Genomic DNA, 26485 nt, shown 5'->3' with positions numbered 1-26485 from the left:
CCACCACCCCCGGAACTGCTGGACCGCGCCGAGCGGATGAGCCGGGACGAGATGATGGACCTTCAGCTGACCAGGCTGCGCGCCACCTTGCGCCACGCGTACGACAACGTGGAGCTGTACCGCAAGAAGTTCCGCGAGGCCGGAGTGGTCCCGGAGGACTGCCGCACCCTGGCGGACCTGGCCCGGTTCCCCTTCACCACCAAGGCCGACCTGCGGGACACCTATCCCTTCGGGATGTTCGCGGTGGACCGGAGCGAGGTGCGGCGCCTCCACGCCTCCAGCGGAACCACCGGCAGGCCCACCGTCGTGGGCTACACCGGGAACGACCTGTCGATGTGGGCGGACGTGGTGGCCCGTTCGCTGCGTGCGGCGGGCGGCCGCCCCGGCCACAAGGTCCATGTCTCCTACGGCTACGGCCTGTTCACCGGCGGTCTCGGTGCCCACTACGGGGCCGAGCGGCTCGGCTGCACCGTCATTCCCGCCTCCGGTGGTATGACCGCGCGTCAGGTGCAGATCATCCAGGACTTCAAGCCCGAGATCATCATGATCACGCCCTCCTACATGCTCACGCTCCTCGACGAGTTCGAGCGCCAGGGCATCGATCCACGGACCACCTCCCTCCAGGTCGGTGTCTTCGGCGCCGAGCCGTGGACCGAGGAGATGCGCCGCGAGATCGAGGACCGCATGGACATCCACGCGGTGGACATATACGGGCTCTCGGAGGTGATCGGGCCCGGGGTGGCGCAGGAGTGCGTGGAGACCAAGGACGGACTGCACGTGTGGGAGGACCACTTCTACCCGGAGGTCGTGGACCCGTTCGCCGACGCGGTGATGCCCGACGGCGAGGAGGGTGAACTCGCCTTCACCACGCTCACCAAGGAGGCGCTGCCCGTCATCCGCTACCGCACCCGGGATCTGACCCGGCTGCTGCCCGGCACCGCCCGTCCCGCGTTCCGCCGTATCCAGAAGATCACCGGTCGCTGCGACGACATGCTCATCGTGCGCGGGGTGAATGTCTTCCCGAGCCAGATCGAGGAGATCGTACTGCGGGTTCCGGCGGTCGCGCCGCACTTCCAGGTGGAGTTGACCCGGGCCGGCCGGATGGATCGTATGACGGTCCGTGTCGAGGCCCGCCCCGGAGCCGCCGTCGGGCAGCGCGAGGCCGCCGCGGCGACGATCGCCCGGGGGATCAAGGACGGGGTGGGGATCACGGCCGGGGTGGTGGTCGTCGATCCGGAGACCCTGGAGCGCTCGGTGGGCAAGATCCGCCGGGTCAGGGACCTGCGCGAGGGGTGAGCGGGGCCGGGGGAGAGGGGTGGGGGGCCGCCGGGCGCGGGGGGTGCGCGCCAGGCGGTCCGTTCCGGGGTGCGCGGTACCGTATGAGAACGATTGTTCTCAGGTGAGGGTGACCCGTGATGGACCAGGAACCGATCAGGACCCGTGTGCTCGACGCCGCGGAGGGGCTGTTCTACGGCCGCGGGGTACAGACCGTGGGCATGGATGAGATCCGCACCGCCTCACAGGTTTCCCTCAAACGCCTCTACCAGCTCTTTCCGTCCAAGGGCGAGCTGGTCGAGGCGTATCTGGAACGGCGCGACATCCGGTGGAGGGCGGCGCTGGCCCGCCATGTGGAGGGCGAGGAGGACCCCGAGGCGCGCCTCCTGGCGGTCTTCGACCGGCTGCACGGCTGGTTCGCCGAACCGGATTTCCGGGGGTGCGGATTCATCAACTCCTTCGGTGAGCTGGGGGCCACCACCCCCGCGGTGGCGGAGGCCGCCCGTGCGCACAAGGAGGCGTTCCGGGCGTATCTGGGCGGGCTGGTGGCCGACGCCGGACGGCCCGCCGCGCTCGCCGGACAGCTGGCGCTGCTCGCCGAGGGGGCCATGACCACGGCCGCCATCTCCGGGTCGGCCGAGCCCGCCCGGCAGGCCCGGGACGCCGCGCGGGTGCTGCTGGAGGCGTCGGCCGGGGCCTCCCGGGCCGCCTCCTCGGGGTGATTCCGGCGTCCCCGGGGTGATTCCGGCGGGGCGGGAATGAAGGCAGGTAGTTCACTGTTCAACTAGATGCCTTCCGAGTCGGCCGCCCTGGCCGGCCGCCGTCCGCAAGGAGGAGAGCGTCATGCCCGCCGTGACCGTCGACAGCACGCTGGAACTGCCCCGCGTCCCCGCCCCCGATCCGCAGACCGCCCCGGCGCGCCCGGTCCGCTCGGTGACCGGCGCCCCGCAGGGGTTCGAGGGCGAGGGCTTCCCGGTGTACCGGGCCTTCGCGGGCGCCTCGCTGCGCGATCTCGACCCCTTCATCCACATGGATCAGATGGGCGAGGTCGACTATGCCCCGGGTGAGCCCAAGGGCACCCCCTGGCATCCCCACCGCGGCTTCGAGACCGTCACCTACATGATCGACGGCAAGATGGCGCACCAGGACTCCAACGGCGGCGGTGGTCTGATCACCGACGGCGCCACCCAGTGGATGACCGCCGGTGGCGGCATCCTGCACATCGAGACGCCGCCGGAGCACCTGGTGATGTCCGGCGGGCTGTTCCACGGCATCCAGCTGTGGGTGAACCTCCCGCGCGCCAACAAGTGGAATCCACCGAAGTACCAGAGCATCGAGGGTTCGCAGGCCGCGCTGCTGTCCTCGACCGACGGCGGCGCGCTGGTGCGGCTCATCGCGGGTGAGATCGCGGGCCACCACGGGCCGGGCGGCACCTTCACCCCGATCACCATGATCCACGCGACGCTCAGCCCCGGGGCCCGGCTCGACCTGCCCTGGCGCCCCGACTTCAACGCGCTGGTCTACGCCCTGTCCGGACGGGGCACCGTCGGCGAGGAGAACCGTCCGCTGGACGCCCACCAGCTCGCCGTCCTCGGGCACGGCGGCGCCCTGAGCGTCGCCGCCACCGGCCGTCCGGACGCCCGCACCCCCGATCTCGATGTGCTGATCCTCGGCGGGCGGCCGATCCGCGAGCCCGTCGCGCACTACGGCCCCTTCGTGATGAACACCAAGGCGGAGATCGCCCAGGCCGTCGACGACTTCCGCAGCGGCCGGCTCGGCGTCGTCCCCGCCGAGCGCCTGCCGCACACGGCACCCGGAGAGGAGACCGCATGACCGCCTGTGTCCCCCAGGAGACCCTGGCCGAGCGCTGGGAGCGCGCCGGGCTCTTCTTCGAGGCGAAGGACTACGCCGAGGCCGCCCGCATCCCCGCCACCGTCGTCGAGCACGAGCCGGGGCGGATCGCCCCGCGGCTGCTGCCGGCCCGCGCCTACCACCACTCCGCACAGCTGTGGCGCGCCGAGCAGGAACTGCGCGAGGAGATCGCCCGCGATCCGGTCGAGGGGTACGCCCATCCGATGCTGGGCCGCACCCTGCAACGCCAGGGGCGGGACCGGGAAGCGGCCGGTACGCTGCGGGTCGCGGACGCGCTCCGCGGGGAGTTCGCCGCGACCGCGGCGGACTGACCGCCCGGCGCCACCCCGCGCGCACCCCGCCATGACACCACTCCGCCGGCCCCGGGACACCGCACCCGGGGCCGGCGGAGTGGTGTCCGCGGTCGGTGGTGTCAGCCGTGCAGGGGCAGCCGGGCCCCGCACACGGTGGCCTGAGCCCGCGCCGCGAGCGTACGGCGGTCGTCCCTCCCCGGTACGGACGGCAGCGGCCGGTGGTTGCGCACCCGGATGGTCAGTCCGTCGGCGCGCAGCACCCGGCGCAGCGAACTACCGAAGTCGTCCTCTCCGACGAAGGCCGCCACCGTGGTCGGGGCGCCGTGCTGGAGGTACTCCAGGGCCACCGGGCGCACCGGCGCACCCGCGTCGATCGCCGCCTGGAACGTCGCCCGCCGGAAACGTCCTCCCGTTCCGGCGCACCAGGTGATGCCCTGCGGGAAGACCACCACCGACCGGCCGTCGCGCAGCAGCGCCGACATCTCCCGTACGGTGTCGGGCAGTTGGCGCAGACTGGCCCGGTCGATGAACATCGTCCCGGCCCGTTTCGCCAGCGGGCCGACCACCGGCCAGCCGCCCACCTCCCGCTTCGCCAGCATGACCACCGGTTCGACGGCCAGCAGCGCCACGATGTCCAGCCAGGAGATGTGATTGGCGACGACGAGGGTGCCGGTGGCGCCCGGCGCGCTGAGCGCGGTGTCGCCCGCCACCTCCAGCCGGATGCCCAGCGCGGTCAGCAGTCCCGCGGCATGGGAGCGCAGCGTCTCCGGCTCGGCGATCCGCTCGCCCCGTGCCAGCGCGCCGACCAGCGCGCGGCCGAAGGCGGCCGAGCGCCGCAGGGTGCGGGTGGCGGGAATCCGGTCGGCGGCGTGGGTGACACAGCCCGGGTCGCACGGCGACCACGCGGCCCATGCGTGCACCGGCGGATTCACGGGCGTCGATACGGTCACCTGGCCTCGCCCAGGAAGTAGCGGCGGTAGCGGTCGTTCATCCGCTCGGTGTCCAGCAGGACGAAGAAGTCGGCGTCGTCGAAGCTCCGGTCGTGCTGCGGGGAGCCGCACATCCAGGCGCCGACCCGCAGATAGCCGCGGAGCAGCGGCGGCAGTTCGGCATAGCTGGGCTCGGCGTCCAGCGTCCGGGTCGGTATCCACGGGTCGAGCGGATGCACCCGCAGGTCAAAGGGGGCGGCGTGCCGGGTGGTGCCCAGCAGCCAGGCGTTGGCCGCGGCCTGTCCGCCGTCGGCCAGCGGAACCGAGGCGCAGCCCGCGAGATAGCGGTGGCCGGACAGCAGGACGTAGCGGGCCAGTCCGGCCCACATCAGATTGATCACCGCGCCCGAGCGGTGGTCGGGGTGCACACACGCCCGTCCCGCCTCGACCATCGACGAACGGACCTGCTCCGGAAGGCCGCGCAGATCGAACTCGGTGTCCGAGTAGAGCCGTTCGCTGCGGCCCGGGGGCAGCAGCCGGTAGGTGCCGACCACGGTGCCGGTCGCCGTGTCCGTGACGATCAGGTGGTCCATCAGCTCGTCGAACTCGTCCACATCACGCCCGGCGAAGGGCGAGGACAGCTTGCCTCCCCGCTCCTCGCCGAACACCTGGTAGCGCAGCCGCTGCGCGGCGTGGACCTGCTCCTCGGTGTGGGCGATGGAGGTGACATACGAGCTGGTGGACGCCGGTACCGGGGACGTCGTGAGCACGGACATTCCTGTTCTCCGTTCGGGGGGAAGTCAGGAGCGGCGGGGACGGGGAGAGGCGGGCGGGGGAGACGTTCCCGCTCGCCGGCGCGGTGCGCGGAAGCGGTACGCACCGCTTGCGTTCACCCCAGTCTTGCCATGGCGACGAACGCCACAGTGTCCGCGTGGTGTTTCGGCGACTGCCAGTCGATGACAAACGCATGCCGTGGTGTGCGGGCGGTCAGCCCGCTGTCACGGAACGCCGCGACGACGGCGCGCGCCCCGGGGTCAGGGTGCGCCGGTGCCGTGCGTCGGGAAGCCGAGGACCCGGGCCGCGGCGGCGGGTGTGGGCTGGGACCAGTAGTCGGTGACGGCCTGCGCGGAGGACAGCGAGCGGGTCTCGGCACGGTCCAGATAGAGCACACCGTCGAGATGGTCGGTCTCGTGCTGGACGATCCGGGCGGGCCAGCCGGTGAACTCCTCGTCCAGCTCCCGCCCCGTCTCGTCCTGTCCGCGCAGCCGGATCCGCTCGGGCCGGCTGACCACGGCCTGCCAGCCGGGGATGCTCAGGCACCCCTCGAAGAACCCCGCCCGACCGTCGCCCACGGGTTCGTACGACGGGTTGACCAGGACGCGGTACGGCTGCGGCACCCGGCCGCGCGCCTGGGCCACTTCGGCCGTCACCTCCGCCGGATCCTCGATCACCGCCAGCCGCAGCGGCACGCCGATCTGGGGGGCGGCCAGGCCCACACCGGGCGCGGCGTGCATGGTGTCCCGCATCGCCCGCAGCAGCCGGTCGAGCTGGTCCTGGGACAGCTGGCCCTCGTAGGGGAGGGCCGGCTGCCGCAGGACCGGGACGCCCGCGGAGATGATCGGCAGCGGGTGGGTGCCGGAGAGCAGTTCGTCGACGAGTTCGGACAGGCTGGAGGTCGGCATAGAGGACAGCCTGGCAAGCCGGTCAGGCCGCGGCAATCCGTGGGAGGGGGCGGCTGCCCGGAGCCGGGCGGGATCACATCCGCCTCCGGTGAACGGGATGCGGATGTGATCCGTACTCACTCATGAGCCGCCGGGGAATCCCACGCCCCCAGGCTCACCCGGGTCCTCCCGACTCGGGACGCCGCCGCTCCGCGGTGCTCTCCCCGTTGTGCACGCGGGGCGGCGGCTCCTTCGGTCCGGGAGGCGGAGGGGGACGGTGCGCTACGGGGCGGCCGTCTCCCGGGCGGCCGCCTCCCGGACGTCGGTCAGATCGCGGACGTACGCCATCCCGGGCCGGTGGCCCAGGGTGAACTCGTCCCCGGTCGGCACGAAGCCGGTGCGGGCCAGTACGGCGCGCGACCCGGCGTTGTCGAGCGTGGTCTTGGCGCGCAGCGCGGTCAGCCCGTACTCGGTGGCGGCCAGGACGCAGATCTGCCGGACGGCGCTGGTGGCGAGGCCCTGGCGGGCGGCCCGCTCGGCGATCCGGTAGCCCAGCTCGGCCGTGCCGTCCTCCACACCGACCAGGTTGACCCGCCCCAGCACCGCGCCGACGGCGTCCACGATCAGGTGCAGGTGGTGAAGTCCGGCGTCCTGTTCGGCGAGCAGCTCGGAGTGGCGCGCGTCGAAGTCGGTGAAGTAGTCGTCACCGCGGTCGGGAATCGTCTGCGCGAAGTAGGCGCGGTTCTCCCGCTCGAAGGCGAGCAGGGCTACGGCGTGATCGCGCCGGAGTCGCTGGAGTTCGGGCATGGCAGCACGGTACGCCGTGACGCACCGGGATGATCAATGAGTTTCGCTATCCGCCGCTCCGGCGGCCGCCCGCGCCACCGCCGCGCCCGCTCCGGCCCCCGTCGTCGATCTCGGCCCGCGCCTCCGGGAGCAGGGCGCGGATGTCGCTCGGCAGCACCCCGTACACCTTCTCCATCAGCTCCGGGTCCACCGCGGCGTCCAGCACCTCGAAGAAGGCGCTCGCCTCCCGCAGCGCCTCCTCCTCGGTGTGCTCGGTGCGCCAGGCGATCCGGCCCGCGAAACCGGTGAGGTCGAACCGCTCGCCGTGGTCGCGCCGGTACGCCCGCTCCTCGGGTGAGCCCCGGTGGGAGGCGGCCACCCGGCGCATCGGCTCGGCGGCCTCGGTCGGCAGCTGGGCCGCCAGATGGTCCGCCAGCCCGTCGGGGATCCGCTCGGCGAGAGTTTCGAGGGTCGCCCGGACCGCCCGCTCGGCCGACCGCCGGTCCGGCAGCCGGGCCCGCGCCCGGACCTGGTCCGTCAGTTCGTCGTAGCGCATCGTGGATCAGCGCTCCCTGGTCGATGCCCGCGCTCTTGCCCCGAGTGCCCAGCGCCACCGCCCCGAAGCGTCCGCCCCGGCCCGCCCGGCCCGAAGCGTCCGCCCCGGCCCGGATCGGCGGTGGCCGGTTCGGGGCCGCCTGAGCCGGTCAGCCCTCCCGGTCCGGCTCGCGGGCGGCGATCAGCGGCCCCAGCACCCGGGTGCCCGGTCCGACGCGTCCGCCGGGGCCGGGCAGTTGGGTGGTGTTCCCGGCCGTGAGGGGCTCGCCGCAGTGCGCGCACGCGCACACCGCCGTGGTGTCCTGGCCGCAGCTCAGATGGTGGATCCGGGCCGGGGGCCCGGCGGTGCCGGAGTACCAGCGGTCGCCCCAGTTCATCAGGGCCAGCAGCACCGGATACAGCTCCTCGCCCTTGGCGGTGGCGCGGTAGTGCTCGCGCGGCGGCCGCTCCTGGTAGCGCTCGCGGATCAGTACCCCCTCCTCGACCAGCCGGGACAGCCGGGCGGCCAGCACCTTGCGGGAGATACCGAGGTCATGGGCGAGATCGTCGAAGCGGGTCACCCCGGTCAGCACATCCCGCATGATCAGCGCCGTCCACGCGTCGCCGAACAGATCGGTGGCGCGGGCGATCGAACAGGCCACCTCGCCGAGCGGAGTACGGGTCATGCCCCGACCCTAGCCGAGGTCGAGTTTCCCGAGGGAACCCGAAGATGCTAGGTTTCCTCAGGGAACTCGACCGGACGGAACGCGGAAGCGGGATCGGAGGGGGACGGCCATGCCCGGTGCCCCGCGTATCGAGCTGGACTCACGCGCGCCGGAGGCGGTCGACGGCCGTCAGATCCGGGCCGTCGCCTTCCAGGAAGCGCGACTGGCCTATGTACGGACAGCCCTCACGGGGGTGGGGCTGTGCGCGTCCGGGAGCCGGGCCCTGGTGGTGGGAAGCGGTCGCGGGCTGCTGGCCCGCGGTCTCGCCGGGCTCGGCTTCGAGGTCGTGGCCGCCGATCCGTCCGCCGCCGCCACCGAACTGGCCCGTGAGGCACATGGGCCCGAACGTCCCGGGATCGTGTATCTGACCGCCCCCGCCGAGGAACTCGGCCTCGTCGACGCCTCGTTCGACCTCGTCTACTGCGCGGACACCTTCGAGATCACGTCCCGGCTCGACCGGGTGCTGGCGGAGGCCGCCCGGGTACTGCGGCCCGGCGGGGCGCTGGTCTACGACACCGTGAACCGCACCCCGCTGTCCCGGCTGATCTACCTCGGCGCCTTCCAGCGATTCCCGACGACGCGGATCATGCCCGCCGGACGCTATGCGGCGGACCGGCTGCGCACCCCTGCCGAACTGGCCGCGGCGCTGGACCGGCACGGACTGCGCCAGGAGGACGTCTGCGACTTCCGTCCAAAGGATCCCGTCCGTCTGGTCCGGGCCACCGTGGCCCGCCGCCGCGGCCGGATCACCGACGAGCGGATCCCGTCCCTGGTCGAGGTGGTGCTCGCGCCGGGCGCCCGGCCGCTGGTCACCTACCTCGGCTACGCCCGCAGGGTCTGACGGCGTCCGGCGGCGCGGTACGTCCGAAACGAGACGCGGCGCGGCGGCTCCGGCCGCACACTGGGCACTGTGACGGAGAACCGCACGGAGAAGCGCAGCGCCGGAATCCTGCTGTTCCGGGGCACGGGAGTGGCCACCGAGGTGCTGCTCGGCCATATGGGAGGCCCGTTCTGGGCCGCCAAGGACGAGCGCGCGTGGTCCGTGCCCAAGGGCGAGTACACCGAGGAGGAGCCCCCCGAGGCCGCCGCGCGCCGGGAGTTCGAGGAGGAGCTCGGACTGCCGCCGCCCGGCGGTGAGCTGCTGCCGCTCGGCTCGGTCCGGCAGACCGGCGGGAAGCTGGTGGCGGTCTGGGCCCTGGCGGGTGATCTCGATCCGGAGGAGGTCACCCCCGGCACCTTCACCATGGAGTGGCCCCGGGGATCCGGCCGGATGCGGGAGTTCCCCGAGATCGACCGGGTGGAGTGGCTGGATCTCGAACGGGCCCGTACGAAGATCGTGGCCAAGCAGGGGCTCTTCCTGGACCGGCTCGACGCGCTGGTCAACGGGGCGCCGCTACCGTGAAGAGGAAGACCGTGCAGGACGCGGCCGGGCGCGCTGAAGCCGACGGAGGCACGGTGGGCATGGAGAGCGCGAGGAATCCGGAGGACCTGCCCCGCCTGCGGCTGGACGAGCTGCTGGAAGAGCTGCAGGTCCGCATCGACGCGGTGCGCGGCACCCAGGACCGGGTGTACAGCCTGCTGGAAGCCGTGCTCTCGGTCGGCCGTGAGCTCGATCTGTCCCACGTACTGCGGCGGATCGTGGAGGCCGCGGTGATCCTGGTGGACGCCGAGTACGGGGCGCTCGGCGTCATCGGCGAGGACCAGCGGCTCGCGGAGTTCCTGCCGGTGGGCGTCGACAAGGAGCGGATCGAGACGATCGGGGGCCTGCCCTCCGGCCACGGCATCCTCGGCGAGCTGATCCGCCACCCCGAGCCGCTGCGGCTGGCCGAGCTCTCGGAGCACCCCGCCTCGTACGGCTTTCCGCCGGGCCATCCGCCGATGCGCTCCTTCCTGGGGGTGCCCATCCGGGTGCGGGACGAGGTCTTCGGAAATCTCTATCTGACCGAGAAGCGCGGCGGGCAGGAGTTCGACGGGGAGGACGAGACGGTGCTGTCCACCCTGGCCGTGGCCGCGGGCGTGGCCATCGAGAACGCCCGGCTCTACGAGGAGGCCCAGCACCGCCAGCACTGGCTGGAGGCGAACGCGGAGGTCACCAACAGCCTGCTGTCCGGCGTGGACGAGACCAGTGTGCTGGAGCTGATCGTCGACCACGCCCGCCGGATCCTCTCCGCCGATCTCGGGGTGCTGATGCTGCCCGTCGCCGGAAGCGACGATCTGGAGGTGGCACTCGCGGCGGGTATCGACGCCGAGGCGCACCGCGGTCTGGTGCTGCCCTGCCGGGGCACCTTCGCCGGTGCCGCCTTCACCGCCTCCGAGCCGGTCACCAGCACCGACGTCGGGAACGATCCGCGGATCACGGTGGGCCCCCGGCGCTGGGAGGGACTCGGCCCGGCCGTCGCGGTGCCGATGCGCACCAGCGACGGAGTGGGCGGGGTGCTGTCGCTGGCCCGCGCGGCGCACAGCGCGCCCTTCACCCAGATCGAGACCGACACCCTGCTCGGCTTCGCGGGCCAGGCGGCGATCGCCATGAAACTGGCCGAGCGGCGGCGCGACGCCGAACAGCTCGCCCTGCTCGAGGACCGCGACCGGATCGCCCGCGATCTGCACGACCTGGCCATCCAGCGGCTGTTCGCCGCCGGGATGACGCTCCAGAGCACCCTGCGCTTCGTCCAGCACCCCGAGGGCTCCGAACGGCTGCTGCGGGTGGTGGACGACCTCGACGACACCATCAAGATCATTCGGTCGACGATCTTCGGGCTGCGGTCCCATGAGGCGGGTCCCGCCGTCCAGGGGCTGCGCGTCCGTACGGCCAAGACCATCGAGGAGGCCGTGCCCGCGCTCGGCTTCACCCCCTCGCTGCGCACCGAGGGCCTGGTCGACACCGATGTGCCGCGCCCCGTCGCGGACGACATGGTCGCGGTCCTCGCCGAGTCGCTGTCGAACACCGCCCGGCACGCGCGGGCCGACGCCGCGGAGGTCTCCCTCGTCGTCGCCGCCGGGCGGCTCACCCTGACCGTCACCGACAACGGGATCGGCATCCCGGAGGGCGGGCGGCGCAGCGGACTGCGCAACCTGGCGGAGCGCGCCGAGAAGTACGGCGGTGAGCTGGTCCTCCAGGTGCCACCGGGCGGCGGGGCCCGGCTGGTCTGGGGCGTACCGCTGCGCAGCCCCTGAGCCCGGCGCCCTCGCGGGACGGCTCACGGCCGGTGCCCCGCGCGAAACGGCGGCCCGCGGCCGGTGGCCTCAGTAGCTCGTCAGATCGCCCGGGTCGCCGTCGAGTACGTCATGCACCCCGCTGCGCGGAGTGGCCGGCCCCGTCGGCCCGTACCCGAGCCGGATCAGCATCTGCACATGGCCCGGCGCCCGGCGGCCGTCGCTCAGCGCCCACCGCAGATCCGACCACTCCAGCGCCTGGTGCAGCAGCGAGGCCCGTACCGCGCGCGAGGTCGCGAGCAGCAGGACGTGCTCCAGCGCCTGCCCGGCCCGCAGCCAGTCCGCCCGCCGGTCGTGGCCGGTGGTCAGCACCGCGATCGTGGGACGGCTCTCGAACACCGCCGTCGGCTTTCGGCCGTCCGTCCCGACGCCGCGGAAGTCCCGCACCGGCAGCCGCCGGGCGCTGTCCTGGGGGCCGAGGGCCGCCGTGGGGATCCCGTACGGACCGCTCTCGCGGACCCACTCCCGGCTCTCGGCGGCCCGCCGCTGGTCATGGGTGTTGCGCTGCTCCGCCTCGGCGGTCAGCCGCAGCAGATGGGAGGCCTCCTCCGGGCCCGCGAGATACAGGGTGGCCCCGTCCTCGTGGGCGGCCTCGGCCAGCTGGTACAGCAGTTGACGCGGCAGACGGCGGCCCGAGTAGGGCAGCCTGCTGCTGTGCCGCCGCCAGATCACGTCGTACAGCTCGTCGTGCCCGGGGTGCGCCCGGCCGCGGGGTGACGCGGCCAGCCGCACCGTTGCCAGCAGATCCGGCTGGGAGCGGTGCGGCAGCAGCCGGACCACCGGTTCCCAGCCGAAGTGGGCCACGGCCACGCGCAGATTGAACACGGCGGCCCCGGCGGAGACGCTCAGGGCCCGTCCCATCGGGTCGGCCTGGCGCAGGGCGCGCTCCGGGGCGGCCCGGACCTCCAGCGTGACGGTGTCGGGGTTCAGCCGGTACCGCCACGGCTGGGTGTTGTGCATCGACGGAGCGGCCACGGCAGCGGAGATCAGTTTCTCCAGGATGGCCGCGTCGAGTGCTGCGGGCTGCATGGTGTTCTCCTCGCCGGTGGGCGCGGGCGGTTCCCCGCGCAGTCAGCGTGCGGCGCGGGAAACCGGGAGGGGCAGGGGCCGTTGGTCCCGGAGGTGGGACCGGTTGGTACGCGGCTGCCCTCAGCGGTGGGGCGCATGGGGCGCCTGGGGCGCGGAGCGCGCCGGGTGCTCGTCGGGGGACGGCGGGGAGGAGTGGGTCGCCAGCACCGCCGCCTGGATGCGGCGCTCGACGCCCAGCTTGGCCAGCAGCCGGGAGATGTGGTTCTTGACCGTCTTCTCGGAGAGGAAGAGCCGCTTGCCGATCTGCCGGTTGGTCAGCCCCTCGCCGATCAGCACCAGGATCTCCCGCTCCCGTGGCGACAGCCCGGCCAGCACCTCGTCCTTCGGCTCCTGCGGGGTGGTGTCCCCGCGCAGGGTGCGCATCAGCCGGGCGGTGGTCGCCGGATCGAGCATCGACTGCCCGGAGGCGACCGTACGGACCGCGGAGACCAGATCGGAGCCCTTGATCTGCTTGAGGACATAGCCCGCGGCCCCGGCCATGATCGCGTCCAGCAGGGCATCGTCGTCGTCGAACGAGGTGAGCATCAGACAGGCCAGAGCCGGCATCCGGGAGCGCAGCTCACGGCAGACCGTGATGCCGTCCCCGTCCGGCAGCCGGACGTCCAGGATGGCCACGTCCGGCCGGAGCGCGGGGCCCCGCGCCAGCGCGTGGTCGACGGTCCCGGCGTCCCCGACCACCTCGATGTCGGGCTCGGCGTCCAGCAGGTCGTGCAGCCCGCGCCGGACCACCTCGTGGTCGTCGAGCAGGAACACCCTGATGGGGTGCGGTGTCGGCGGGGATTCCCGTGTCTCGGTCATGGCGCTCCTCGCACCGCTGGTCCGTGTCCGCCCGTTGTCCGAATCCGCCCGCTGCGTGGGCTCACCCGTCCCCCTCGCTGAAGATCGTGGCGCATCCGCCGAGGGCCGCACCAGGGCCGAACGGGCCCCCGCGGGGCGGCGACGGGACCGAAAGGCCCCCGGCACAGGGGTCTGCCCGGCCCTCGTCCCGGGCTCCCGCGCATGCGACGGTCGCGGCATGGGCACGAACGTGCGGGGGCGGTGGCTGTGGCGCTGGCGGCGCAGTCCGCTCAGACGCCGCTCCGACGTGGCCGAGGCGTGGGTCGTGCTGGTGACCGCCCTGGTGATGGCGGTCGGCGGCCCGGCGGCGGGCGTGGTCGCGGGCAGTGCCGTGGACGAGGTGCTGCGTCAGGAGCGGGCCGAGCGGTACCGGGTGCCCGCGGTGCTGCTGGAGCAGGCTCCCCCCGCGCCGCCCACGGGCGACGGCACCGACACCGACCAGGTGCGCACCCCCGTGCGGTGGACCGCTCCGGACGGTGCCGTGCACACCGGCTCCGCCCTGGTCCACGAGGGGCGGCGGGCCGGTACCACTACGCCGGTGTGGGTCGACGGCCGCGGCCGACTGGTCCCCGCGCCGCCCACCGCTGAGCAGATCGCGACCCGGGCCTCGCTGGCCGGTGCGTCGGCGGCGGCGGGGGTGGCCGCGGTGGCGCTGGCCGGGCGCGGGGTGGTGCGGTGGCGGATGGACCGCAGCCGGGCCCGGGAGTGGGAGCGTGCCTGGGCCGAGGTCGAGCCGCGCTGGAGCCGTCACCTCTGAGAGCGGCCGAGGTCGAGCCGCGCTGGAGCCGTCACCTCTGAGAGCGGATGGCTCCGGCTCTTACGCTCTACGACCTCTGCGCTCTGCGACCTCCTCTACGGCCTCTACGACCGCTGTGCCGCGGGCGGAGCCGTCGTGAGCTGGTTGTCGAAGTCCACCACGCCCTCGACCGCCCGGATCAGCCGGGCCGCCGCTGGAACGAGAACGGCGTCCCTGATCCGGCCGGTGAGGGTGACCACGCCCTCGCTGACGCTGACCTGGACCGTCTGTCCCGGGCTCGGGAAGAGATGGGCCACCACCTCGCGGCGCACCTCCTCCTCGATGTCCTCGTCCGGCCGCAGAAAGACCTTCAGCAGATCGGCACGGCTGACGATGCCCTCCAGACGGCCTTCTTCGTCGACCACCGGCAGCCGCTTGACGCGCTTGTGCGTCATGATGCGCGCGGCCTCCGCCAGCGTCGCGCTCGCGTGCACCGTGATGGCCGGGGAGGTCATCAGCTCCTCGGCGGTCAGCGCGCCCGCCTTGGCCGCGTCCGGCAGATCGCGCAGCTGGGACACCCGGGCCGGATCGCTGTCCCGGAACTCCTCCTTGGGCAGCAGATCCGCCTCGGAGACCACACCGATGACCCGGCCCTCGCCCTCCAGCACCGGCAGTGCGCTGACCCGCCACTGCTCCAGCGTCCGGACGATCTCCTTGAACGGCGCCTCGCGGCCGACGGCCACCACCGTATGCGTCATCACATCGCTGACGATGTGCGAGGTCCGTTGCACGGGTCTTCCTCCGTTCAGGTCGGTTCAGGTCCGCTCAGCCTTCAGCCCTTCAGCCCTTCAGCCCCTCAGCCCTTCAGCTCCGGAAGCCGCTGCCGTAGGGCCCGTAGAGGTCCAGCAGCCGGTTGCGGGTCGACCGCAGCCGTCGCCCGACCACACCCGCCACATACGTGGCCAGGGCGCTGCCCAGCACCGGGTCCTTGAGGCACAGCGCACGCACCATGGCCGCGTCGAACTCCTCGGCGCGCACCAAGCTGACGGCCTCCGCGCCCAGATGCCACCGGCACGGCGGGATCAGCCATGACCAGCCCAGCAGATCGCCGGGGCCGAGCGTGTCCACGGTGGGTGCCCGCCGGCCCGGCACATGCACATCGAGGGCCACTCCGCCGCTGCTGATGATCCAGAAGCGGTCGGCCGGGCCCCCCTCTTCGAAGATGCGGGTGCCGATCGGAAAGGACACCTCATGGGCGAGACGGACGAACTGGTCACGGTGGTCCGGCGGTACGGCGGCCACTACTCCGTTTCTGGTGATCATCAAGGGCCCCTTCTCCCCAGGCGCACGGTCCACTGGCGGCGGGCATCGGGCGTCGCCGACGCCGTCAACTCCATCGTGCGGGTGCGCCACCCGCGTGAGGCAGGGGCCGAGCGGCCCCCGGCCTGGTCCGCTCGGCACCGGGGTCCGGCCGTTCGGCTCCTTGGTCCGGCCGTTCGGCTCTTAGGTCCGGCCGTTCGGCCTCGTGTTCCCCGGCGAGGATCCGGTGCTCGATCCGGTGGCGCACCCGGCCCGCCAGCCGGGCCAGCGCGGGCGAGGTCGCCGCACGGGGCGGCATGGGCTCCCGGATCCGCCGGGCCTGCGGCGGCAGTCCGGCCAGATCGGCGGTGAGGCGTTCGCGCGCCCGGCCCAGGGTGTCGGGTTCCCGGGTCCGGCGGCCGCCCCGCATCACCGTCTCCAGCAGCGGGGTGCCACCGCGCGGCGGCAGTTCGTCCCGCTCGCCGATGACATCGGCGAATCCGGGCCGCCGCCACACCTGCTTGGCACCCGGCGCCGTGGCCTTCGCCGAGGACAGTTTCATCACCGGCCTGCCGTCGTAGGCGACCAGCTTGTACGCGGAGTCGAGATACGCCGAGTCGGCCGAGACCCCGACCCGGGTGCCCACGGCGAACACATCGATCGGCGCCCGCGCGCGCACCAGGTCCGCCACGGCGTACTCGTCCAGACCGCCGCTGGCCACGATCCGCACCTGCGGCAGCCCCGCCTCGTCGAGGATCCGCCGCGCCCGCACCGCGAGCGCGCCCAGGTCCCCGCTGTCCAGCCGGATGGCACAGCCGGTGCCCAGGCCCAGATCGCGCAGCACCCGCGCCGCGGCGGCCACACCCGTCACCGTGTCGTAGGTGTCCACCAGGAAGGTCACCGGACCGGGGTGGGTGCGGGCGAACGCCCGGAACGCGGTCTCCTCGTCCGCGAACGCCTCGATGTACGAATGCGCCATGGTGCCGCTGGCAGGGAGCCCGTACGTGGTCGCCGCCTCGACATTGCTCGTCCCCGTGAACCCGGCCAGGGCGCCCAGCCGGGCCGCCTGCATCCCGGCCTGCGGACCGTGGGTGCGGCGCAGGGAGAAATCCAGCACCGGGTGGCCGTCGGCGGCCAGCACACACCGCACGGCCTTGGAGGCGATGGTGGTCTGGTGGCTGAGCTGCCCCAGCAGATACGTCTCGACCAACTGGGCCTGCGGCATGGGCGCCGTCAGCTCCAGCAGCGGTTCCCCGGCCAGGACGATCCGGCCCTCGGGCACCGCCCGCACCTCGCCCTCGAACCCCAGGCCCAGCAGGGGTTCCAGATCGTCGTAGGAGCGGTGCAGCGCGGTGGCGAACGCCTCGACGTCGTCCGGCCCGACCCGGAAGCCGGACAGATAGTCCAGCGCCGGTTCCAGGCCCGCGGCGACCAGGAAGCCGCGCTCGGGCGGAAGGTCGCGGACGTACAGGTCGAAGGTGGCCGGGGCGGTCATACCCTCCCGCAGGTACGACAGGGCCATGGTCGCCTCGTAGAGATCGGTGGTCATCGCTTTCGACATCGTCGTCTCCCTGTGTCCTCCCTCAACTCGCGGTGGATCGCGGTGGGTTGGCTGATGTGGCTGATGAGTCGATGTCTGTCGTCCGGGTCAGCCGGACGGCACGACCGCCACCGGACACGGCGCGTGGTGCACCGCGGCGTGGGTCACGGGGCCCATCCGCGGTACGCCACCGGGCTCGGCCCCGTCGCGGCCCGGTACGAGCAGCCCGGAGCCGGCGGCGGCGCGCACCAGACCGCGCCCGGGGCGCTCGGCGGTGACGTCCTCGGCCACCGGCACCCCCGGGTACTTCTCCCGCCACGGCCGCAGCGCCGCGCTCAGCGCCGCCCTGCTGTCGGCGTCCGCCCGCGTGCACCGCGCGCAGTGAACCGCCGCGCCGCGCGGCCGCGTCGAAGGCGAACCCGAGTACGTCGTCCGGCGGCCGCCGCGGACCGGGACCCACGGCCACGTCCGCGCTCCGGTCGGCGTCGTCCGCGTGCAGCAGCACCATCGGCCGCACACCGCGCGCGAGGACCTCGCGCCCCGTGGAGCCGAGCAGAAAGCCGCCGAGCGCGCCGCGCCCGCGCGAGCCGAGCACCAGCATCTCGGCGGCCCCGCCCGCGGCCAGCAGCGCGGGCACCGTCTCCTGCGGCACCGGCTCGGCGGTGACGTTCAACCCCGGAGGGGCCTCGCGCAACGCGCCCACCGTGTCGCTCAGCAGCCGCCGCGCCCAGTAGGCCTGGTCGTTCCCGCACGGGAGGTCCCCCTCGGGCGGCGGGTCCGGGTCCGTGGGCGCCAGCAGGACCCAGGCGTGGACGAGCCGCAGCGGCAGATCGCGCGGCAGCGCCTCGCGTGCCGCCCAGGGCGCGGCGTGCGGACTCTCGGGGAAACCGTCGATGCCGACGGTGATGCGCGGTCGCACAACCATCACCTCCGCAACTCCTCCGGCTGTGTGGTGCTGTGTTCCGCTGTGCCGGGTCAGCGCGCCCGGATCCGGCGGCCGGTGACGCTGGTGGGTTCGATACGCAGCCACAGATCGCGGCTGCCGCCCGGCCAGGGGGCCGAGTACGCCTCGGCGGCCAGCCGCCGGACCGCCGCCGGATCGGTGACCCGCTGTGCGCGTCCGACGACGAGCACGCTCCAGCCCTCGCTGAGCGCCTCGTCGATGTGGTCCACCTCGAAGGCGACCTCGGTGCCCGCGGCCGCCGCTGGGGTGGCGTCGGGCGCGGTCCGGAAGACCACCGCGTCGTCCACCACGCTGTAGTTGACCGGGATGACGGCGGGGCCGCGTGCGGTGGCCACCGAGATCCGGCCGACCCCGTGGGTGGCGAGCAGGTCCCGGCACTCCCCGGGGCCCAGTTCCAGCAGCTCGGGGTGGGCCGCCGCACGTCCGATACCGGGCGGCCGCTCGGCGCCGCCGCCGTGCAGCGCGGCCGCGGTGGTGTCCAGCGCCGCCGCGATCCGCAGCAGCGCTCCGGATCCCGGATCGGCCGGATACTCCTCGAGATAGCGCACATAGCCGGATGAGGTGCCCGCCCGGGCCGCCAGTTCCTCCCGCGAGAGCCCGAGCCGGGCGCGGCGCTCGGCCACCCGGCGCCCGATGTCGCCGCCGCCGGTGACCGGCCGCGCGGCCGCCGGGTCCGGCCGTACCGCCCCGGACATCACCGCTCACCCCTCCCGGGTCGCCAGGGGCCTGGTGGGGCCCCCGAGCGCGATCTTGATCGCGCCGGTGTCGGCGGGCTGCGAGAAGACCTCGTACGCCTCCTCCATCTGGTCCAGCTCGAAGAGATGGGTGATGAGCGTGGACGCGGGCAGCCGTCCGGCGGCCAGCATGGACAGCAGCGTGGGTGTGGAGTACGTGTCGACCAGCCCGGTGGTGATCGTCACGTTCTTGATCCACAGCTCTTCCAGGTGCAGGGTGGCGGGCCTGGCGTGCACCCCGACATTGGCGATCCGGCCACCGGGCCGCACCATGCGGGTGCATGCCTCGAAGCTCTGCGGTGTGCCCACCGCCTCGATCACCACATCGGCGCCCAGTCCCTCGGTGAGGTCGTCGACCAGCCGCTCCGGATCCTCGTCCGCGGCGGCCACCGCGTCGGCGCCGACCCGCTTGGCCGCGTCCAGCCGCGCGGTGGCGTAGTCGACGGCGATGATCCGACCGGGGGAGAAGAACTCCGCGGTCGCGATCGCGGCCAGCCCGATCGGCCCGGCCCCCACCACCGCGACGGTGTCCCCGGGGCCCACCCGGCCGTTGAGGACCCCCACCTCGTAGGCGGTCGGGAAGATGTCCGCCAGCAGCACCGCGTCCTGGCCCTCGGCAGAGCCGGGCAGCGGATGCACCGACAGATCGGCGAACGGCACCCGGACGTACTCCGCCTGCGTTCCGTTGATCGAACGCCCCAGGACCCAGCCCCCGCCCCCGCGGCACTGCCCGTACGCACGCTCCCGGCAGAACCGGCAGTGGCCGCACGCCGAGATGCACGAGATCAGCACGCGGTCCCCGGGGCGTACGCTCCGTACGTCCTCCCCGGTCTCCACCACCTCGCCCACGGCCTCGTGGCCGAGGACCGTACCGGGCCTGACATCCGGTACGTCGCCGTTCAGGATGTGCAGGTCGGTGCCGCAGATGGTGACCGTGTCGATCCGCACGATCGCGTCGGTGATCTCCAAGAGGTCGGGGTCGGGCACCTGCTCCCAGGAGATCCGCCCCGGCCCGTGGAAGACGAGTGCTTTCATGGCCGTTTCCTCTCCTCTCCTCGGCTCGTGGCTGCGGCCGGTGGCATGCGTGGTGTCAGCCCTGGGGTACGACGGCGACCGGACAGGCGGCGTGGTGCGCCACGGCCTGGGCGACCGGCCCGAGCCGCGGCCCGAGGCCCGAACTGCGCGGCCCGCGCCCCACGACCATCAGCGCTGCCCCCGCCGCGGCTGCCACCAGCCGCCGGGCCGGACTGTCCGACGCGATCTCCTCGACGACCCGCACCCCGGCGAACTTGTCCCGCCACGGCGCCATCGCCTCGGCCAGCGTCTTCTCCGCCTCCTCGCGGGCATCGGTCAGCCCGACGTCCACGACCCAGGGCGCGGAGTCCCGGATCGCCGGAACCCTGCTGGCGTACACGCACAGCAGCCCCGCTCCGCGCCGGGCCGCGGCGTCGAACGCGAACTCCAGCACGTCGTCGCACGACGCGTGCACGTCCACCCCCGCCACCACATCGGCGTTCCGTGTCTCGCGGGTGTCCGCCCGCACCAGTGCGACGGGGACGGCGGCGCGGGCGGCCAGCTCCAGACCGACGGAGCCCAGGAAGAATCCGGCGACCACCCCGAGCGAACGGGACCCGACAACCAGCAGCTCGGACCGCTCCGCTTCGGCCAGCAGCACGGGACCCGGATATCCGGGGACCTGATCGGTCAGGATCGCCATCTCCGGGTGTTCGGCGTCCAGTTCGGCCCGCGCCGAACGCAGCGCGCGCTCGGCCCAGTAGTGCCAGGCGGCCTCCCGGCCCGGGGTCAGTTCCAACTGCTCGGGGCCCGGCCAGGCGTTGACCAGCCGCAGCGGAGCGTCGCGCAGCATCGCCTCGTGCGCCGCCCAGTCGGCGGCGGCCAGACTCTCGGGGGACCCGTCCAGTCCCGCGGTGACGGGGCGCACCATCGCTGCCTCCTCTCCGGCACGGCGCGGGGGAGTGGCTGCCGGGACTCCCGCGGCTGCAACGGCCCCGGGGACGCCTGCCGGAATATGTCCTTGTCGATCGTGTGCCGACGGGGCGATACGGCCCGTTCGGGCCCCGTCCTGCCGGCCGCCGCCGCGGCACACCCGCGGCGCCGGGGGCCGCCCGCTTCTCGCGGGCCCTGATTGCGCGGTGCGCGGTCATCGGTCACACGCTTCACCGGCGGTCACCGGTCCGCTTCTCCGCGTCTGCTGGATGCCCCCGGTGCCACTTTCCAGGGCACCACGTCGGACGGCCCAACGCCAGGGCCGACCGGCCCCGGGCCACCCTCCGCCCCCAGGACAACCGGCCCATCCACCCCGCGCCCCCGCTCGGGCGGGATCCAGCGGGCTGCCGGGCGTCGCGCCGGACTCGCGTGGGCAGTCCGCCCACGCGAAGCCGTGCTCTCGCGGTCCGCCCGTCCGCTCCGCGTCCCGCGGCCCCGCGTGCTCGGCCGTCTGTCGGGCCTGCGGCGCCCGGGCAGCGCGCGGACGCGTGCCGCGTCCGGTCGCCGGCCGGGCTCGTATGGCCCGGCGACACAGGCGCCGGTGAGCCCGTTGCACCGCAGCGCCGTCAGCCTCGCCCGGTGGCGGGAGCGCGTCGCCTTCTCGCCGGGACCGAGCGGGCGGGCATCTGCCCCGCGGCCCTCCATCGCGCGCCGGGACGCGCCCGCGCCCGGCGGGCCCCGGCCGTCGTCCGGCCCGCCGCCCCACAGCCCTGGCACGGCCCCACGGCCCAGGGCCGTTCGTCCGCTCGGCGCGGGATCGGGGGGCGTCAGCCGATCGGGACCAGGACCACCGGGCAGTGGGCGTGGTGGAGGACCGCGTGGGTGACGGGGCCGAGCTGGAGGCCCAGACGGGCGGTGCGGCGGTGGACGGCCAGGACCAGGACGTCCGCCGCGCGCGACGCCTCCACCAGGGCCTGGGCGGGGGCGCTGTGGACCGTGTCCTCCCGGACGCCCACCTCCTCGAACTCCTTGCGCAGCGCGGCCACCACGCGGTACGTCTCCTCCTGCGCGCGCTCCGCCCGCAGGGCCACGACCTCCCGCGAGGGCAGGGTGTGGTCGCCGCCGAAGGTCCGGGGGTGCGTCCACGCGTACAGCACACGCAGCCGCGCCCCGCGCCGGATCGCCTCCTCGAAGCCGAACCGGGCCGCCGCCTCGTCCGCGCCGCCCTCGATCCCGACCAGCACCTTGCCGTGGCCCTCGGGCCCGTACGCGGCGGGGATGTCGCCGCGTACCACCAGCAGCGGGCGGTGGGTGTGGGCGGCCAGCCGCAGTCCGACCGAGCCCAGCAGCAGACCGGTGAAGCCGCCCAGCCCGCGCGTGCCGATGACGATGAGCGAGGCGTCCTGGCCGATCCGCAGCAGTTCGGGCACCGCGTCCTGCGCGGTGAGGGTGGGCACGATCCGCAGCTCCGGGTCCTTCTCGGCGGCCCGTGCCACGGCCAGCCGCAGCACCGTGCGGGCCACCTCGACGGGGGGTCGCTGGGGTTCGCTGTCCGTGTCGAAGGCGAGCGGATCGGTACGGGCCCACGGCCAGGCGTGCACGATCTCCAGCGTGGCACCGCGCCGCCGGGCCTCGGCGACGGCCCGGTCCAGCGCGCTCCAGGCGCTGTCGGAGCCATCGAGGCCCACCACGACCCGGCCGTCGTGGGCCGGCTTGCCGGGGGTCGTCATGGCGCGGCACCTCCCTGGCCGCGGGAGTCGTCGATGCGATACGTGAGCCGGTCGACCACCGCCACCACCCCGTCCACCTGGCCGGCCATCCGGACCGCGATGGGGATCTCGCTGTGCCGGTCGAGCCGGCCCTCCAGCCGTACCACCCCGTCGGTCACGGTGACCGTGACGGTCTGCGGCGGCAGCCACAGGGAGCGCACCAGCACCTCGTCGATCACCTCGGCGCGGATCTCGTCGTCCGGGCGGAGGAAGACGCGCAGCAGGTCACGGCGGGTCACGATGCCGATCAGCCGGTCCTCCTCGTCCACGACGGGGAGCCGTTCGATGCGGTGGCGGGCCATGGAGCGCGCGGCGTCCACGATGGTGTCCTGGGGGTGCACGGTGACGGCGGGCCGTGACATCAGCTGCCGGGCGGTGCGTCCGTCGGCGGACTGCCGCGGCACCGGGTCGGTCCGTTCGCCGCCCTGGCGGCCGGAGCCCTGGTGGTCCGTCAGCTCGCTGAGGTCGGTACCGGTGATCACGCCGATCACCTTGTCGTCCTCGTCCACCACCGGCAGACCGTTGATGCGGTGCCGCGCCAGCAACTGGCTGACCTCCTCGAACGAGGCCTCGTGGCCCACCCGGACGACATCGTCGGTCATCACGTTGCCGATCTTGCGGTGCTTCATCCCTGCCTCCCCGGATCCTTCCTCCAGCCTCCGGCGGCACCCCCTCGGCCCTCTTGGGCTGCCCGGGGTCCGGTCGGGTCCGACCGGCCCGCCCCGGGCGTCTGGGCCGAACGACCCCCGCCAGGGCCGAATCGCCCCTCGCGCCCCGGGCCGGACGGCGGGAAGGTGGGGGCGTCGGACGGCGAAGGCCACGGTGAAGGGTGGTGGGTACGGTGGCGCTTCCCCTGGTCGTGGGTGTCGACGGCTCACAGTCCAGCCTCAACGCGGTGGACTGGGCGGTGGACGCGGCGTCCCGGCACCGGGTGCCACTGCGCCTGGTCCACGGCTCCCTGTGGGAGCGCTACGAGGGCATCAGGCCCGTCACCGACCCCGAGCACCCCTGGGACCGGGTCATGGCCGACCAGATCACCGGCACCGCGGCCGACCGCGCGCGGCGGCGCGGCCCCGATGTGAAGATCTCCACCGAGGTGTTTCCGGAGGACCCGGTGTCCCTGCTGCTGCGCGCGGGCGAGGAGGCGTACGGCGTGGTCACCGGCGCGCGCGGCCGGGGCGAACTCTCCGGACTGCTCCTCGGATCGGTCGCCCTGACAGTCGCCGCCCGTGCCTCCTGCCCGGTGACCGTGGTACGGGGCGGACTGCCCAACCGCCGTGGCTCCTTCGGCCGGGTCGTGCTCGGCGTGGACGAGCCCGCCGACCGGGCGGCGCCCGCCCTGCGGTACGCCTTCAGCGAGGCCGAAGCGGGCGGCCGTGAGCTGACCGCCGTACGGTCCTGGCGCTGCCCGGCCGGTAAGGTCACGGACGACCTGATGATCTACGGCGATCCGGTCCGCGCCCACTGGGCCCGCGCCGAGCGCGTCCTCGACGACGCCCTGCGGGTCCCCGAGCGGGACCACCCCAAGGTCGTCGTCAACCGCGAGACCGTCGAGGGACCGGCCCGCAAGGCGCTGCTGCACGCGGCGGCCACCGCCGATCTGCTGGTCCTCGGCGCCCGCCGGCGCCACGGCCACCTCGCGGGGCTCCAACTCGGCCGGGTCGTCCACACGGCGCTGCACCACGCACCGTGTCCGGTGGCGGTCGTCCCCGAGCGGGATGAGGACCCCGCGCGCATGGAACGGAAACGAAGGGCACACCCGGGCCGCGGGACCAGCGGCGGCCCGGTACCGGGTACCCGTCCGGACGGCTGTGAGCCGGACACCCTACGAGGGAGAGAGGTCCATGCCAGACGCACCGACCCCGGCGACCAGCGGGCTCGCCGACGATGAACTCCACGCCCTGGACGCCCACTGGCGGGCCGCGAACTACCTCGCGGCCGGCCAGATCTACCTGCTGACGAACCCGTTGCTGACCGAGCCGCTGCGCCCCGACCACATCAAGCCCCGGCTGCTGGGCCACTGGGGCACCTCACCCGGGCTCAACCTCGTGCACACCCATCTCAACCGGGTCATCAAGGCCCGCGACCTGGACGCCATCTGCGTCTGGGGCCCCGGCCACGGCGGCCCGGCGGTGCTCGCGGGCTCCTGGCTGGACGGCAGCTACTCCGCCGTCTACCCCGACGTCAGCCGGGACGCGGCGGGCATGGGGCGGCTCTTCCGCCAGTTCTCCTTCCCCGGCGGGGTGCCCAGCCATGTCGCCCCCGAGACCCCCGGCTCCATCCACGAGGGCGGTGAGCTCGGCTACTCGCTCGCCCACGCCTACGGCGCGGCCCTGGACAACCCCGGCCTCCTCGTCGCCTGTGTCATCGGCGACGGGGAAGCCGAGACCGGACCACTGGCCGCCTCCTGGCACGCGAACAAGTTCCTCGACCCGGTCCACGACGGCGCCGTGCTGCCCATCCTCCACCTCAACGGCTACAAGATCGCCAACCCCACGGTCCTCGCCCGCCTCCCCGAGCCCGAACTCGACGACCTGCTGCGCGGATACGGCCATGAGCCGATCCAGGTGAGCGGCGACGAACCGCTCCAGGTCCACCGGGACCTGGCCCGGGCCATGGACCAGGCCCTCGACCGGATCGCCCTGCTCCAGCGCACCGCCCGCGAGGAGGGCGTCGGCGAACGCCCGCGCTGGCCGGTGATCGTGCTGCGCACCCCCAAGGGCTGGACCGGGCCCGCCGAGGTCGACGGCGTCCCCGTCGAGGGCACCTGGCGCTCCCACCAGGTCCCGCTGCCGGGCGTCCGGGAGAACCCGGAGCATCTGCGGCAGCTGGAGCGGTGGCTGCGCTCCTACCGGCCCGAGGAACTGTTCGACGGCGACGGGCGCCCCCGGCCGCAGGTGCTGGCATGTGTCCCCGAGGGACAGCGGCGGCTGGGTGCCAATCCGCACACCAACGGCGGACTGCTGGTGCGCGATCTGCCGATGCCCGCGCTGGACCGGTACGCGGTCCCCGTCGACAAGCCCGGGGTGACGCTGCACGAGCCCACCCGGGTGCTCGGCGACCTCCTGGAGCGGGTCATGGAGGACACCGGCGACCGCCGTGACTTCCGGGTCGTCGGCCCCGACGAGACCGCGTCCAACCGGCTCCAGGCCCTCTTCCAGGCCACCGGGAAGGCGTGGCAGGAAGAGACCCTGAGCACCGACGAGCATCTGAACCGGCACGGCCGGGTGATGGAGATCCTCTCCGAACATGTCTGCCAGGGCTGGCTGGAGGGCTATCTGCTCACCGGACGGCACGGGCTGTTCTCCTGTTACGAGGCGTTCGTCCACATCGTCGACTCCATGGTCAACCAGCACATCAAATGGCTGAAGGTGTCCCGCGCGCTGCCGTGGCGGCGCCCCGTGGCCTCCCTCAACTACCTGCTGACCTCCCATGTCTGGCGGCAGGACCACAACGGCTTCTCGCACCAGGACCCCGGCTTCGTGGACCACGTGCTCAACAAGAGCCCCGAGGTGGTGCGGGTCTATCTGCCGCCGGACGCCAACACCCTGCTCTGCGTGGCCGACCACGTGCTGCGCAGCCGGGACTACGTCAACGTCGTCGTCGCGGGCAAACAGCCCTGCTTCGACTGGCTCGACCTCGACCAGGCCCGCGCCCACTGCGCCCGCGGCGCCGGAAGCTGGGACTGGGCGGGCACCGAGAACGGCACCGGCGAACCCGATGTGGTGCTGGCCGCCGCGGGCGACGTCCCCACCCAGGAGGTCCTGGCGGCCGCCGGGATCCTCCGCCGCCACCTTCCCGATGTGGCGGTACGCGTCGTCAACGTCGTCGACATGACCCGGCTGCTGCCCCAGAAGGAACATCCGCACGGGATGCCGGACGCCGAGTTCGACGCCCTGTTCACCCGCGACCGGCCCGTCATCTTCGCTTACCACGGCTATCCGTGGCTGGTGCACCGGCTGGCCTACCGCCGGGCCGTTCACCCGGGGCTGCATGTGCGCGGCTATGTGGAGTCGGGCACCACCACCACGCCCTTCGACATGGTCGTCCGCAACGACCTGGACCGCTACCGGCTGGTGATGGACGTCATCGACCGCACCCCGGGCCTCGCGGTGCGCGCCGCCGCCGTACGCCAGCGGATGCAGGACGCGCGCGCCCGCCACCGCGCGTGGATCCGCGAGCACGGCACCGACATGCCCGAAGTGGCGGAGTGGTCCTGGGGCGGCTGAGCCACCGAGCAGGGGGCACCGGGAGCCGCTCCGGCCCCGGTGCCCCCTGACCC

27 protein-coding genes are annotated in these 26485 nt (G+C 73.6%); 10 read left to right on the top strand and 17 right to left on the bottom strand.

Annotation, left to right across the window (positions count from 1 at the left end; all coding sequences use genetic code 11):
* Nucleotides 1–36: 36 nt before the first annotated feature.
* The 4 genes from paaK (at nucleotide 37) to HUT19_RS04765 (ending at nucleotide 3458) form a co-directional block, all read left to right on the top strand.
* On the top strand, nucleotides 37–1296 hold the full coding sequence (gene paaK, locus HUT19_RS04780; protein ID WP_176186475.1) for a phenylacetate--CoA ligase PaaK: 1260 nt from the start codon (nucleotides 37–39) through the stop codon (nucleotides 1294–1296).
* Between the two features lie 119 nt (nucleotides 1297–1415).
* Nucleotides 1416–1997, top strand: a complete 582-nt coding sequence (locus HUT19_RS04775) for a TetR/AcrR family transcriptional regulator (RefSeq protein ID WP_176179234.1) — start codon at nucleotides 1416–1418, stop codon at nucleotides 1995–1997.
* A 121-nt stretch (nucleotides 1998–2118) separates the two neighbouring features.
* The gene (locus tag HUT19_RS04770) at nucleotides 2119–3108 is read left to right on the top strand and encodes a pirin family protein (RefSeq protein WP_176179233.1); all 990 of its coding nucleotides are present in this window, start codon (nucleotides 2119–2121) and stop codon (nucleotides 3106–3108) included.
* The gene (locus tag HUT19_RS04765; RefSeq protein WP_176179232.1) at nucleotides 3105–3458 is read left to right on the top strand and encodes a M48 family metallopeptidase; all 354 of its coding nucleotides are present in this window, start codon (nucleotides 3105–3107) and stop codon (nucleotides 3456–3458) included. Before HUT19_RS04770 ends, HUT19_RS04765 begins: the two co-directional genes overlap by 4 nt.
* A gap of 101 nt (nucleotides 3459–3559) precedes the next feature.
* Here the strand turns inward: HUT19_RS04765 and HUT19_RS04760 are convergent, their stop codons facing one another.
* The 6 genes from HUT19_RS04760 to HUT19_RS04735 all read right to left on the bottom strand — a co-directional run bounded on the left by HUT19_RS04760 (nucleotide 3560) and on the right by HUT19_RS04735 (nucleotide 8036).
* Nucleotides 3560–4390 (bottom strand): 1-acyl-sn-glycerol-3-phosphate acyltransferase, encoded by an 831-nt coding sequence (locus tag HUT19_RS04760; protein WP_176179231.1) that lies wholly within the window; start codon nucleotides 4388–4390, stop codon nucleotides 3560–3562.
* Nucleotides 4387–5145, bottom strand: a complete 759-nt coding sequence (locus tag HUT19_RS04755; RefSeq protein ID WP_176179230.1) for a GNAT family N-acetyltransferase — start codon at nucleotides 5143–5145, stop codon at nucleotides 4387–4389. The genes HUT19_RS04760 and HUT19_RS04755 overlap by 4 nt, the downstream gene beginning before the upstream one ends.
* Nucleotides 5146–5403: 258 nt before the next feature.
* Entirely contained in the window at nucleotides 5404–6051 is a 648-nt protein-coding gene (gene def, locus HUT19_RS04750) for a peptide deformylase (protein WP_176179229.1), read from the bottom strand.
* 261 nt (nucleotides 6052–6312) lie between these two features.
* On the bottom strand, nucleotides 6313–6837 hold the full coding sequence (locus tag HUT19_RS04745) for a GNAT family N-acetyltransferase (RefSeq protein ID WP_176179228.1): 525 nt from the start codon (nucleotides 6835–6837) through the stop codon (nucleotides 6313–6315).
* 46 nt (nucleotides 6838–6883) lie between these two features.
* Complete coding sequence (locus HUT19_RS04740; protein ID WP_176179227.1) at nucleotides 6884–7372, bottom strand: DUF2267 domain-containing protein; 489 nt, start codon at nucleotides 7370–7372, stop codon at nucleotides 6884–6886.
* A 148-nt stretch (nucleotides 7373–7520) separates the two neighbouring features.
* The gene (locus HUT19_RS04735; protein ID WP_176179226.1) at nucleotides 7521–8036 is read right to left on the bottom strand and encodes a helix-turn-helix domain-containing protein; all 516 of its coding nucleotides are present in this window, start codon (nucleotides 8034–8036) and stop codon (nucleotides 7521–7523) included.
* A gap of 109 nt (nucleotides 8037–8145) precedes the next feature.
* Between HUT19_RS04735 and HUT19_RS04730 the strand changes: the two genes are divergently transcribed.
* The 3 genes from HUT19_RS04730 (at nucleotide 8146) to HUT19_RS04720 (ending at nucleotide 11249) form a co-directional block, all read left to right on the top strand.
* On the top strand, nucleotides 8146–8916 hold the full coding sequence (locus HUT19_RS04730; RefSeq protein WP_176179225.1) for a bifunctional 2-polyprenyl-6-hydroxyphenol methylase/3-demethylubiquinol 3-O-methyltransferase UbiG: 771 nt from the start codon (nucleotides 8146–8148) through the stop codon (nucleotides 8914–8916).
* A gap of 69 nt (nucleotides 8917–8985) precedes the next feature.
* Entirely contained in the window at nucleotides 8986–9477 is a 492-nt protein-coding gene (locus tag HUT19_RS04725; protein WP_176179224.1) for an NUDIX domain-containing protein, read from the top strand.
* 59 nt (nucleotides 9478–9536) lie between these two features.
* Nucleotides 9537–11249, top strand: coding sequence for a GAF domain-containing protein (locus HUT19_RS04720; protein ID WP_176186473.1), 1713 nt, complete (start codon nucleotides 9537–9539; stop codon nucleotides 11247–11249).
* Nucleotides 11250–11318: 69 nt separating this feature from the next.
* Here HUT19_RS04720 and HUT19_RS04715 read toward each other — a convergent pair whose 3' ends face one another.
* A complete protein-coding gene (locus HUT19_RS04715; RefSeq protein WP_176179223.1) occupies nucleotides 11319–12317 on the bottom strand; it encodes a hypothetical protein in 999 nt (332 codons plus the stop codon).
* Between the two features lie 120 nt (nucleotides 12318–12437).
* Nucleotides 12438–13175 (bottom strand): response regulator transcription factor, encoded by a 738-nt coding sequence (locus HUT19_RS04710; RefSeq protein ID WP_176179222.1) that lies wholly within the window; start codon nucleotides 13173–13175, stop codon nucleotides 12438–12440.
* Between the two features lie 217 nt (nucleotides 13176–13392).
* Here HUT19_RS04710 and HUT19_RS04705 point away from each other — a divergent pair, with 217 nt between their 5' ends.
* Nucleotides 13393–13971, top strand: coding sequence for a hypothetical protein (locus HUT19_RS04705; RefSeq protein WP_176179221.1), 579 nt, complete (start codon nucleotides 13393–13395; stop codon nucleotides 13969–13971).
* A 104-nt stretch (nucleotides 13972–14075) separates the two neighbouring features.
* On the opposite strand, the gene HUT19_RS04700 is transcribed toward HUT19_RS04705, so the two are convergent.
* The 9 genes from HUT19_RS04700 to HUT19_RS04660 form a co-directional block, all read right to left on the bottom strand.
* Nucleotides 14076–14741: a CBS domain-containing protein gene (locus tag HUT19_RS04700; protein ID WP_176179220.1), complete on the bottom strand. Its 666-nt coding sequence runs from the start codon at nucleotides 14739–14741 to the stop codon at nucleotides 14076–14078.
* Nucleotides 14742–14814: 73 nt separating this feature from the next.
* A complete protein-coding gene (locus HUT19_RS04695) occupies nucleotides 14815–15273 on the bottom strand; it encodes a cyclic nucleotide-binding domain-containing protein (protein ID WP_176179219.1) in 459 nt (152 codons plus the stop codon).
* 64 nt (nucleotides 15274–15337) lie between these two features.
* Nucleotides 15338–16810: a nicotinate phosphoribosyltransferase gene (locus HUT19_RS04690; protein WP_176179218.1), complete on the bottom strand. Its 1473-nt coding sequence runs from the start codon at nucleotides 16808–16810 to the stop codon at nucleotides 15338–15340.
* A gap of 22 nt (nucleotides 16811–16832) precedes the next feature.
* Nucleotides 16833–17714 carry a universal stress protein gene (locus HUT19_RS04685; RefSeq protein WP_254885438.1) on the bottom strand — a complete coding sequence of 294 codons (882 nt, stop codon included), beginning with the start codon at nucleotides 17712–17714 and terminating at the stop codon, nucleotides 16833–16835.
* Nucleotides 17715–17764: 50 nt separating this feature from the next.
* On the bottom strand, nucleotides 17765–18448 hold the full coding sequence (locus tag HUT19_RS04680) for a pyridoxamine 5'-phosphate oxidase family protein (RefSeq protein ID WP_176179217.1): 684 nt from the start codon (nucleotides 18446–18448) through the stop codon (nucleotides 17765–17767).
* A 6-nt stretch (nucleotides 18449–18454) separates the two neighbouring features.
* Nucleotides 18455–19522, bottom strand: coding sequence for an alcohol dehydrogenase catalytic domain-containing protein (locus HUT19_RS04675; RefSeq protein WP_176179216.1), 1068 nt, complete (start codon nucleotides 19520–19522; stop codon nucleotides 18455–18457).
* A gap of 55 nt (nucleotides 19523–19577) precedes the next feature.
* The gene (locus HUT19_RS04670; RefSeq protein WP_176179215.1) at nucleotides 19578–20432 is read right to left on the bottom strand and encodes a universal stress protein; all 855 of its coding nucleotides are present in this window, start codon (nucleotides 20430–20432) and stop codon (nucleotides 19578–19580) included.
* An 829-nt stretch (nucleotides 20433–21261) separates the two neighbouring features.
* On the bottom strand, nucleotides 21262–22164 hold the full coding sequence (locus HUT19_RS04665) for a universal stress protein (RefSeq protein WP_176179214.1): 903 nt from the start codon (nucleotides 22162–22164) through the stop codon (nucleotides 21262–21264).
* The gene (locus HUT19_RS04660; protein WP_176179213.1) at nucleotides 22161–22832 is read right to left on the bottom strand and encodes a CBS domain-containing protein; all 672 of its coding nucleotides are present in this window, start codon (nucleotides 22830–22832) and stop codon (nucleotides 22161–22163) included. The genes HUT19_RS04665 and HUT19_RS04660 overlap by 4 nt, the downstream gene beginning before the upstream one ends.
* A gap of 212 nt (nucleotides 22833–23044) precedes the next feature.
* Between HUT19_RS04660 and HUT19_RS04655 the strand changes: the two genes are divergently transcribed.
* Nucleotides 23045–24094 (top strand): universal stress protein, encoded by a 1050-nt coding sequence (locus tag HUT19_RS04655; protein ID WP_176179212.1) that lies wholly within the window; start codon nucleotides 23045–23047, stop codon nucleotides 24092–24094.
* Complete coding sequence (locus tag HUT19_RS04650; RefSeq protein WP_176179211.1) at nucleotides 24048–26432, top strand: phosphoketolase; 2385 nt, start codon at nucleotides 24048–24050, stop codon at nucleotides 26430–26432. The genes HUT19_RS04655 and HUT19_RS04650 overlap by 47 nt, the downstream gene beginning before the upstream one ends.
* The last annotated feature ends 53 nt before the right edge of the window (nucleotides 26433–26485 follow it).

This window comes from Streptomyces sp. NA02950 (genome assembly GCF_013364155.1).
Classification (GTDB): domain Bacteria; phylum Actinomycetota; class Actinomycetes; order Streptomycetales; family Streptomycetaceae; genus Streptomyces.
Note: the sequence above shows the minus strand (reverse complement) of the source record. Positions and strands in the feature narration are given on the sequence as shown.

Coding starts and splice junctions, on each gene's coding strand:
- paaK (WP_176186475.1), top strand. CDS start 37: ATGAGCCGGGACGAGATGATGGACCTTCAGCTGACCAGGCTGCGCGCC.
- HUT19_RS04775 (WP_176179234.1), top strand. CDS start 1,416: ATGGACCAGGAACCGATCAGGACCCGTGTGCTCGACGCCGCGGAGGGG.
- HUT19_RS04770 (WP_176179233.1), top strand. CDS start 2,119: ATGCCCGCCGTGACCGTCGACAGCACGCTGGAACTGCCCCGCGTCCCC.
- HUT19_RS04765 (WP_176179232.1), top strand. CDS start 3,105: ATGACCGCCTGTGTCCCCCAGGAGACCCTGGCCGAGCGCTGGGAGCGC.
- HUT19_RS04755 (WP_176179230.1), bottom strand. CDS start 5,145: ATGTCCGTGCTCACGACGTCCCCGGTACCGGCGTCCACCAGCTCGTAT.
- def (WP_176179229.1), bottom strand. CDS start 6,051: ATGCCGACCTCCAGCCTGTCCGAACTCGTCGACGAACTGCTCTCCGGC.
- HUT19_RS04745 (WP_176179228.1), bottom strand. CDS start 6,837: ATGCCCGAACTCCAGCGACTCCGGCGCGATCACGCCGTAGCCCTGCTC.
- HUT19_RS04740 (WP_176179227.1), bottom strand. CDS start 7,372: ATGCGCTACGACGAACTGACGGACCAGGTCCGGGCGCGGGCCCGGCTG.
- HUT19_RS04735 (WP_176179226.1), bottom strand. CDS start 8,036: ATGACCCGTACTCCGCTCGGCGAGGTGGCCTGTTCGATCGCCCGCGCC.
- HUT19_RS04730 (WP_176179225.1), top strand. CDS start 8,146: ATGCCCGGTGCCCCGCGTATCGAGCTGGACTCACGCGCGCCGGAGGCG.
- HUT19_RS04720 (WP_176186473.1), top strand. CDS start 9,537: ATGGAGAGCGCGAGGAATCCGGAGGACCTGCCCCGCCTGCGGCTGGAC.
- HUT19_RS04715 (WP_176179223.1), bottom strand. CDS start 12,317: ATGCAGCCCGCAGCACTCGACGCGGCCATCCTGGAGAAACTGATCTCC.
- HUT19_RS04710 (WP_176179222.1), bottom strand. CDS start 13,175: ATGACCGAGACACGGGAATCCCCGCCGACACCGCACCCCATCAGGGTG.
- HUT19_RS04705 (WP_176179221.1), top strand. CDS start 13,393: ATGGGCACGAACGTGCGGGGGCGGTGGCTGTGGCGCTGGCGGCGCAGT.
- HUT19_RS04695 (WP_176179219.1), bottom strand. CDS start 15,273: ATGATCACCAGAAACGGAGTAGTGGCCGCCGTACCGCCGGACCACCGT.
- HUT19_RS04690 (WP_176179218.1), bottom strand. CDS start 16,810: ATGTCGAAAGCGATGACCACCGATCTCTACGAGGCGACCATGGCCCTG.
- HUT19_RS04685 (WP_254885438.1), bottom strand. CDS start 17,714: ATGGTTGTGCGACCGCGCATCACCGTCGGCATCGACGGTTTCCCCGAG.
- HUT19_RS04680 (WP_176179217.1), bottom strand. CDS start 18,448: ATGTCCGGGGCGGTACGGCCGGACCCGGCGGCCGCGCGGCCGGTCACC.
- HUT19_RS04675 (WP_176179216.1), bottom strand. CDS start 19,522: ATGAAAGCACTCGTCTTCCACGGGCCGGGGCGGATCTCCTGGGAGCAG.
- HUT19_RS04670 (WP_176179215.1), bottom strand. CDS start 20,432: ATGGTGCGCCCCGTCACCGCGGGACTGGACGGGTCCCCCGAGAGTCTG.
- HUT19_RS04665 (WP_176179214.1), bottom strand. CDS start 22,164: ATGACGACCCCCGGCAAGCCGGCCCACGACGGCCGGGTCGTGGTGGGC.
- HUT19_RS04660 (WP_176179213.1), bottom strand. CDS start 22,832: ATGAAGCACCGCAAGATCGGCAACGTGATGACCGACGATGTCGTCCGG.
- HUT19_RS04650 (WP_176179211.1), top strand. CDS start 24,048: ATGCCAGACGCACCGACCCCGGCGACCAGCGGGCTCGCCGACGATGAA.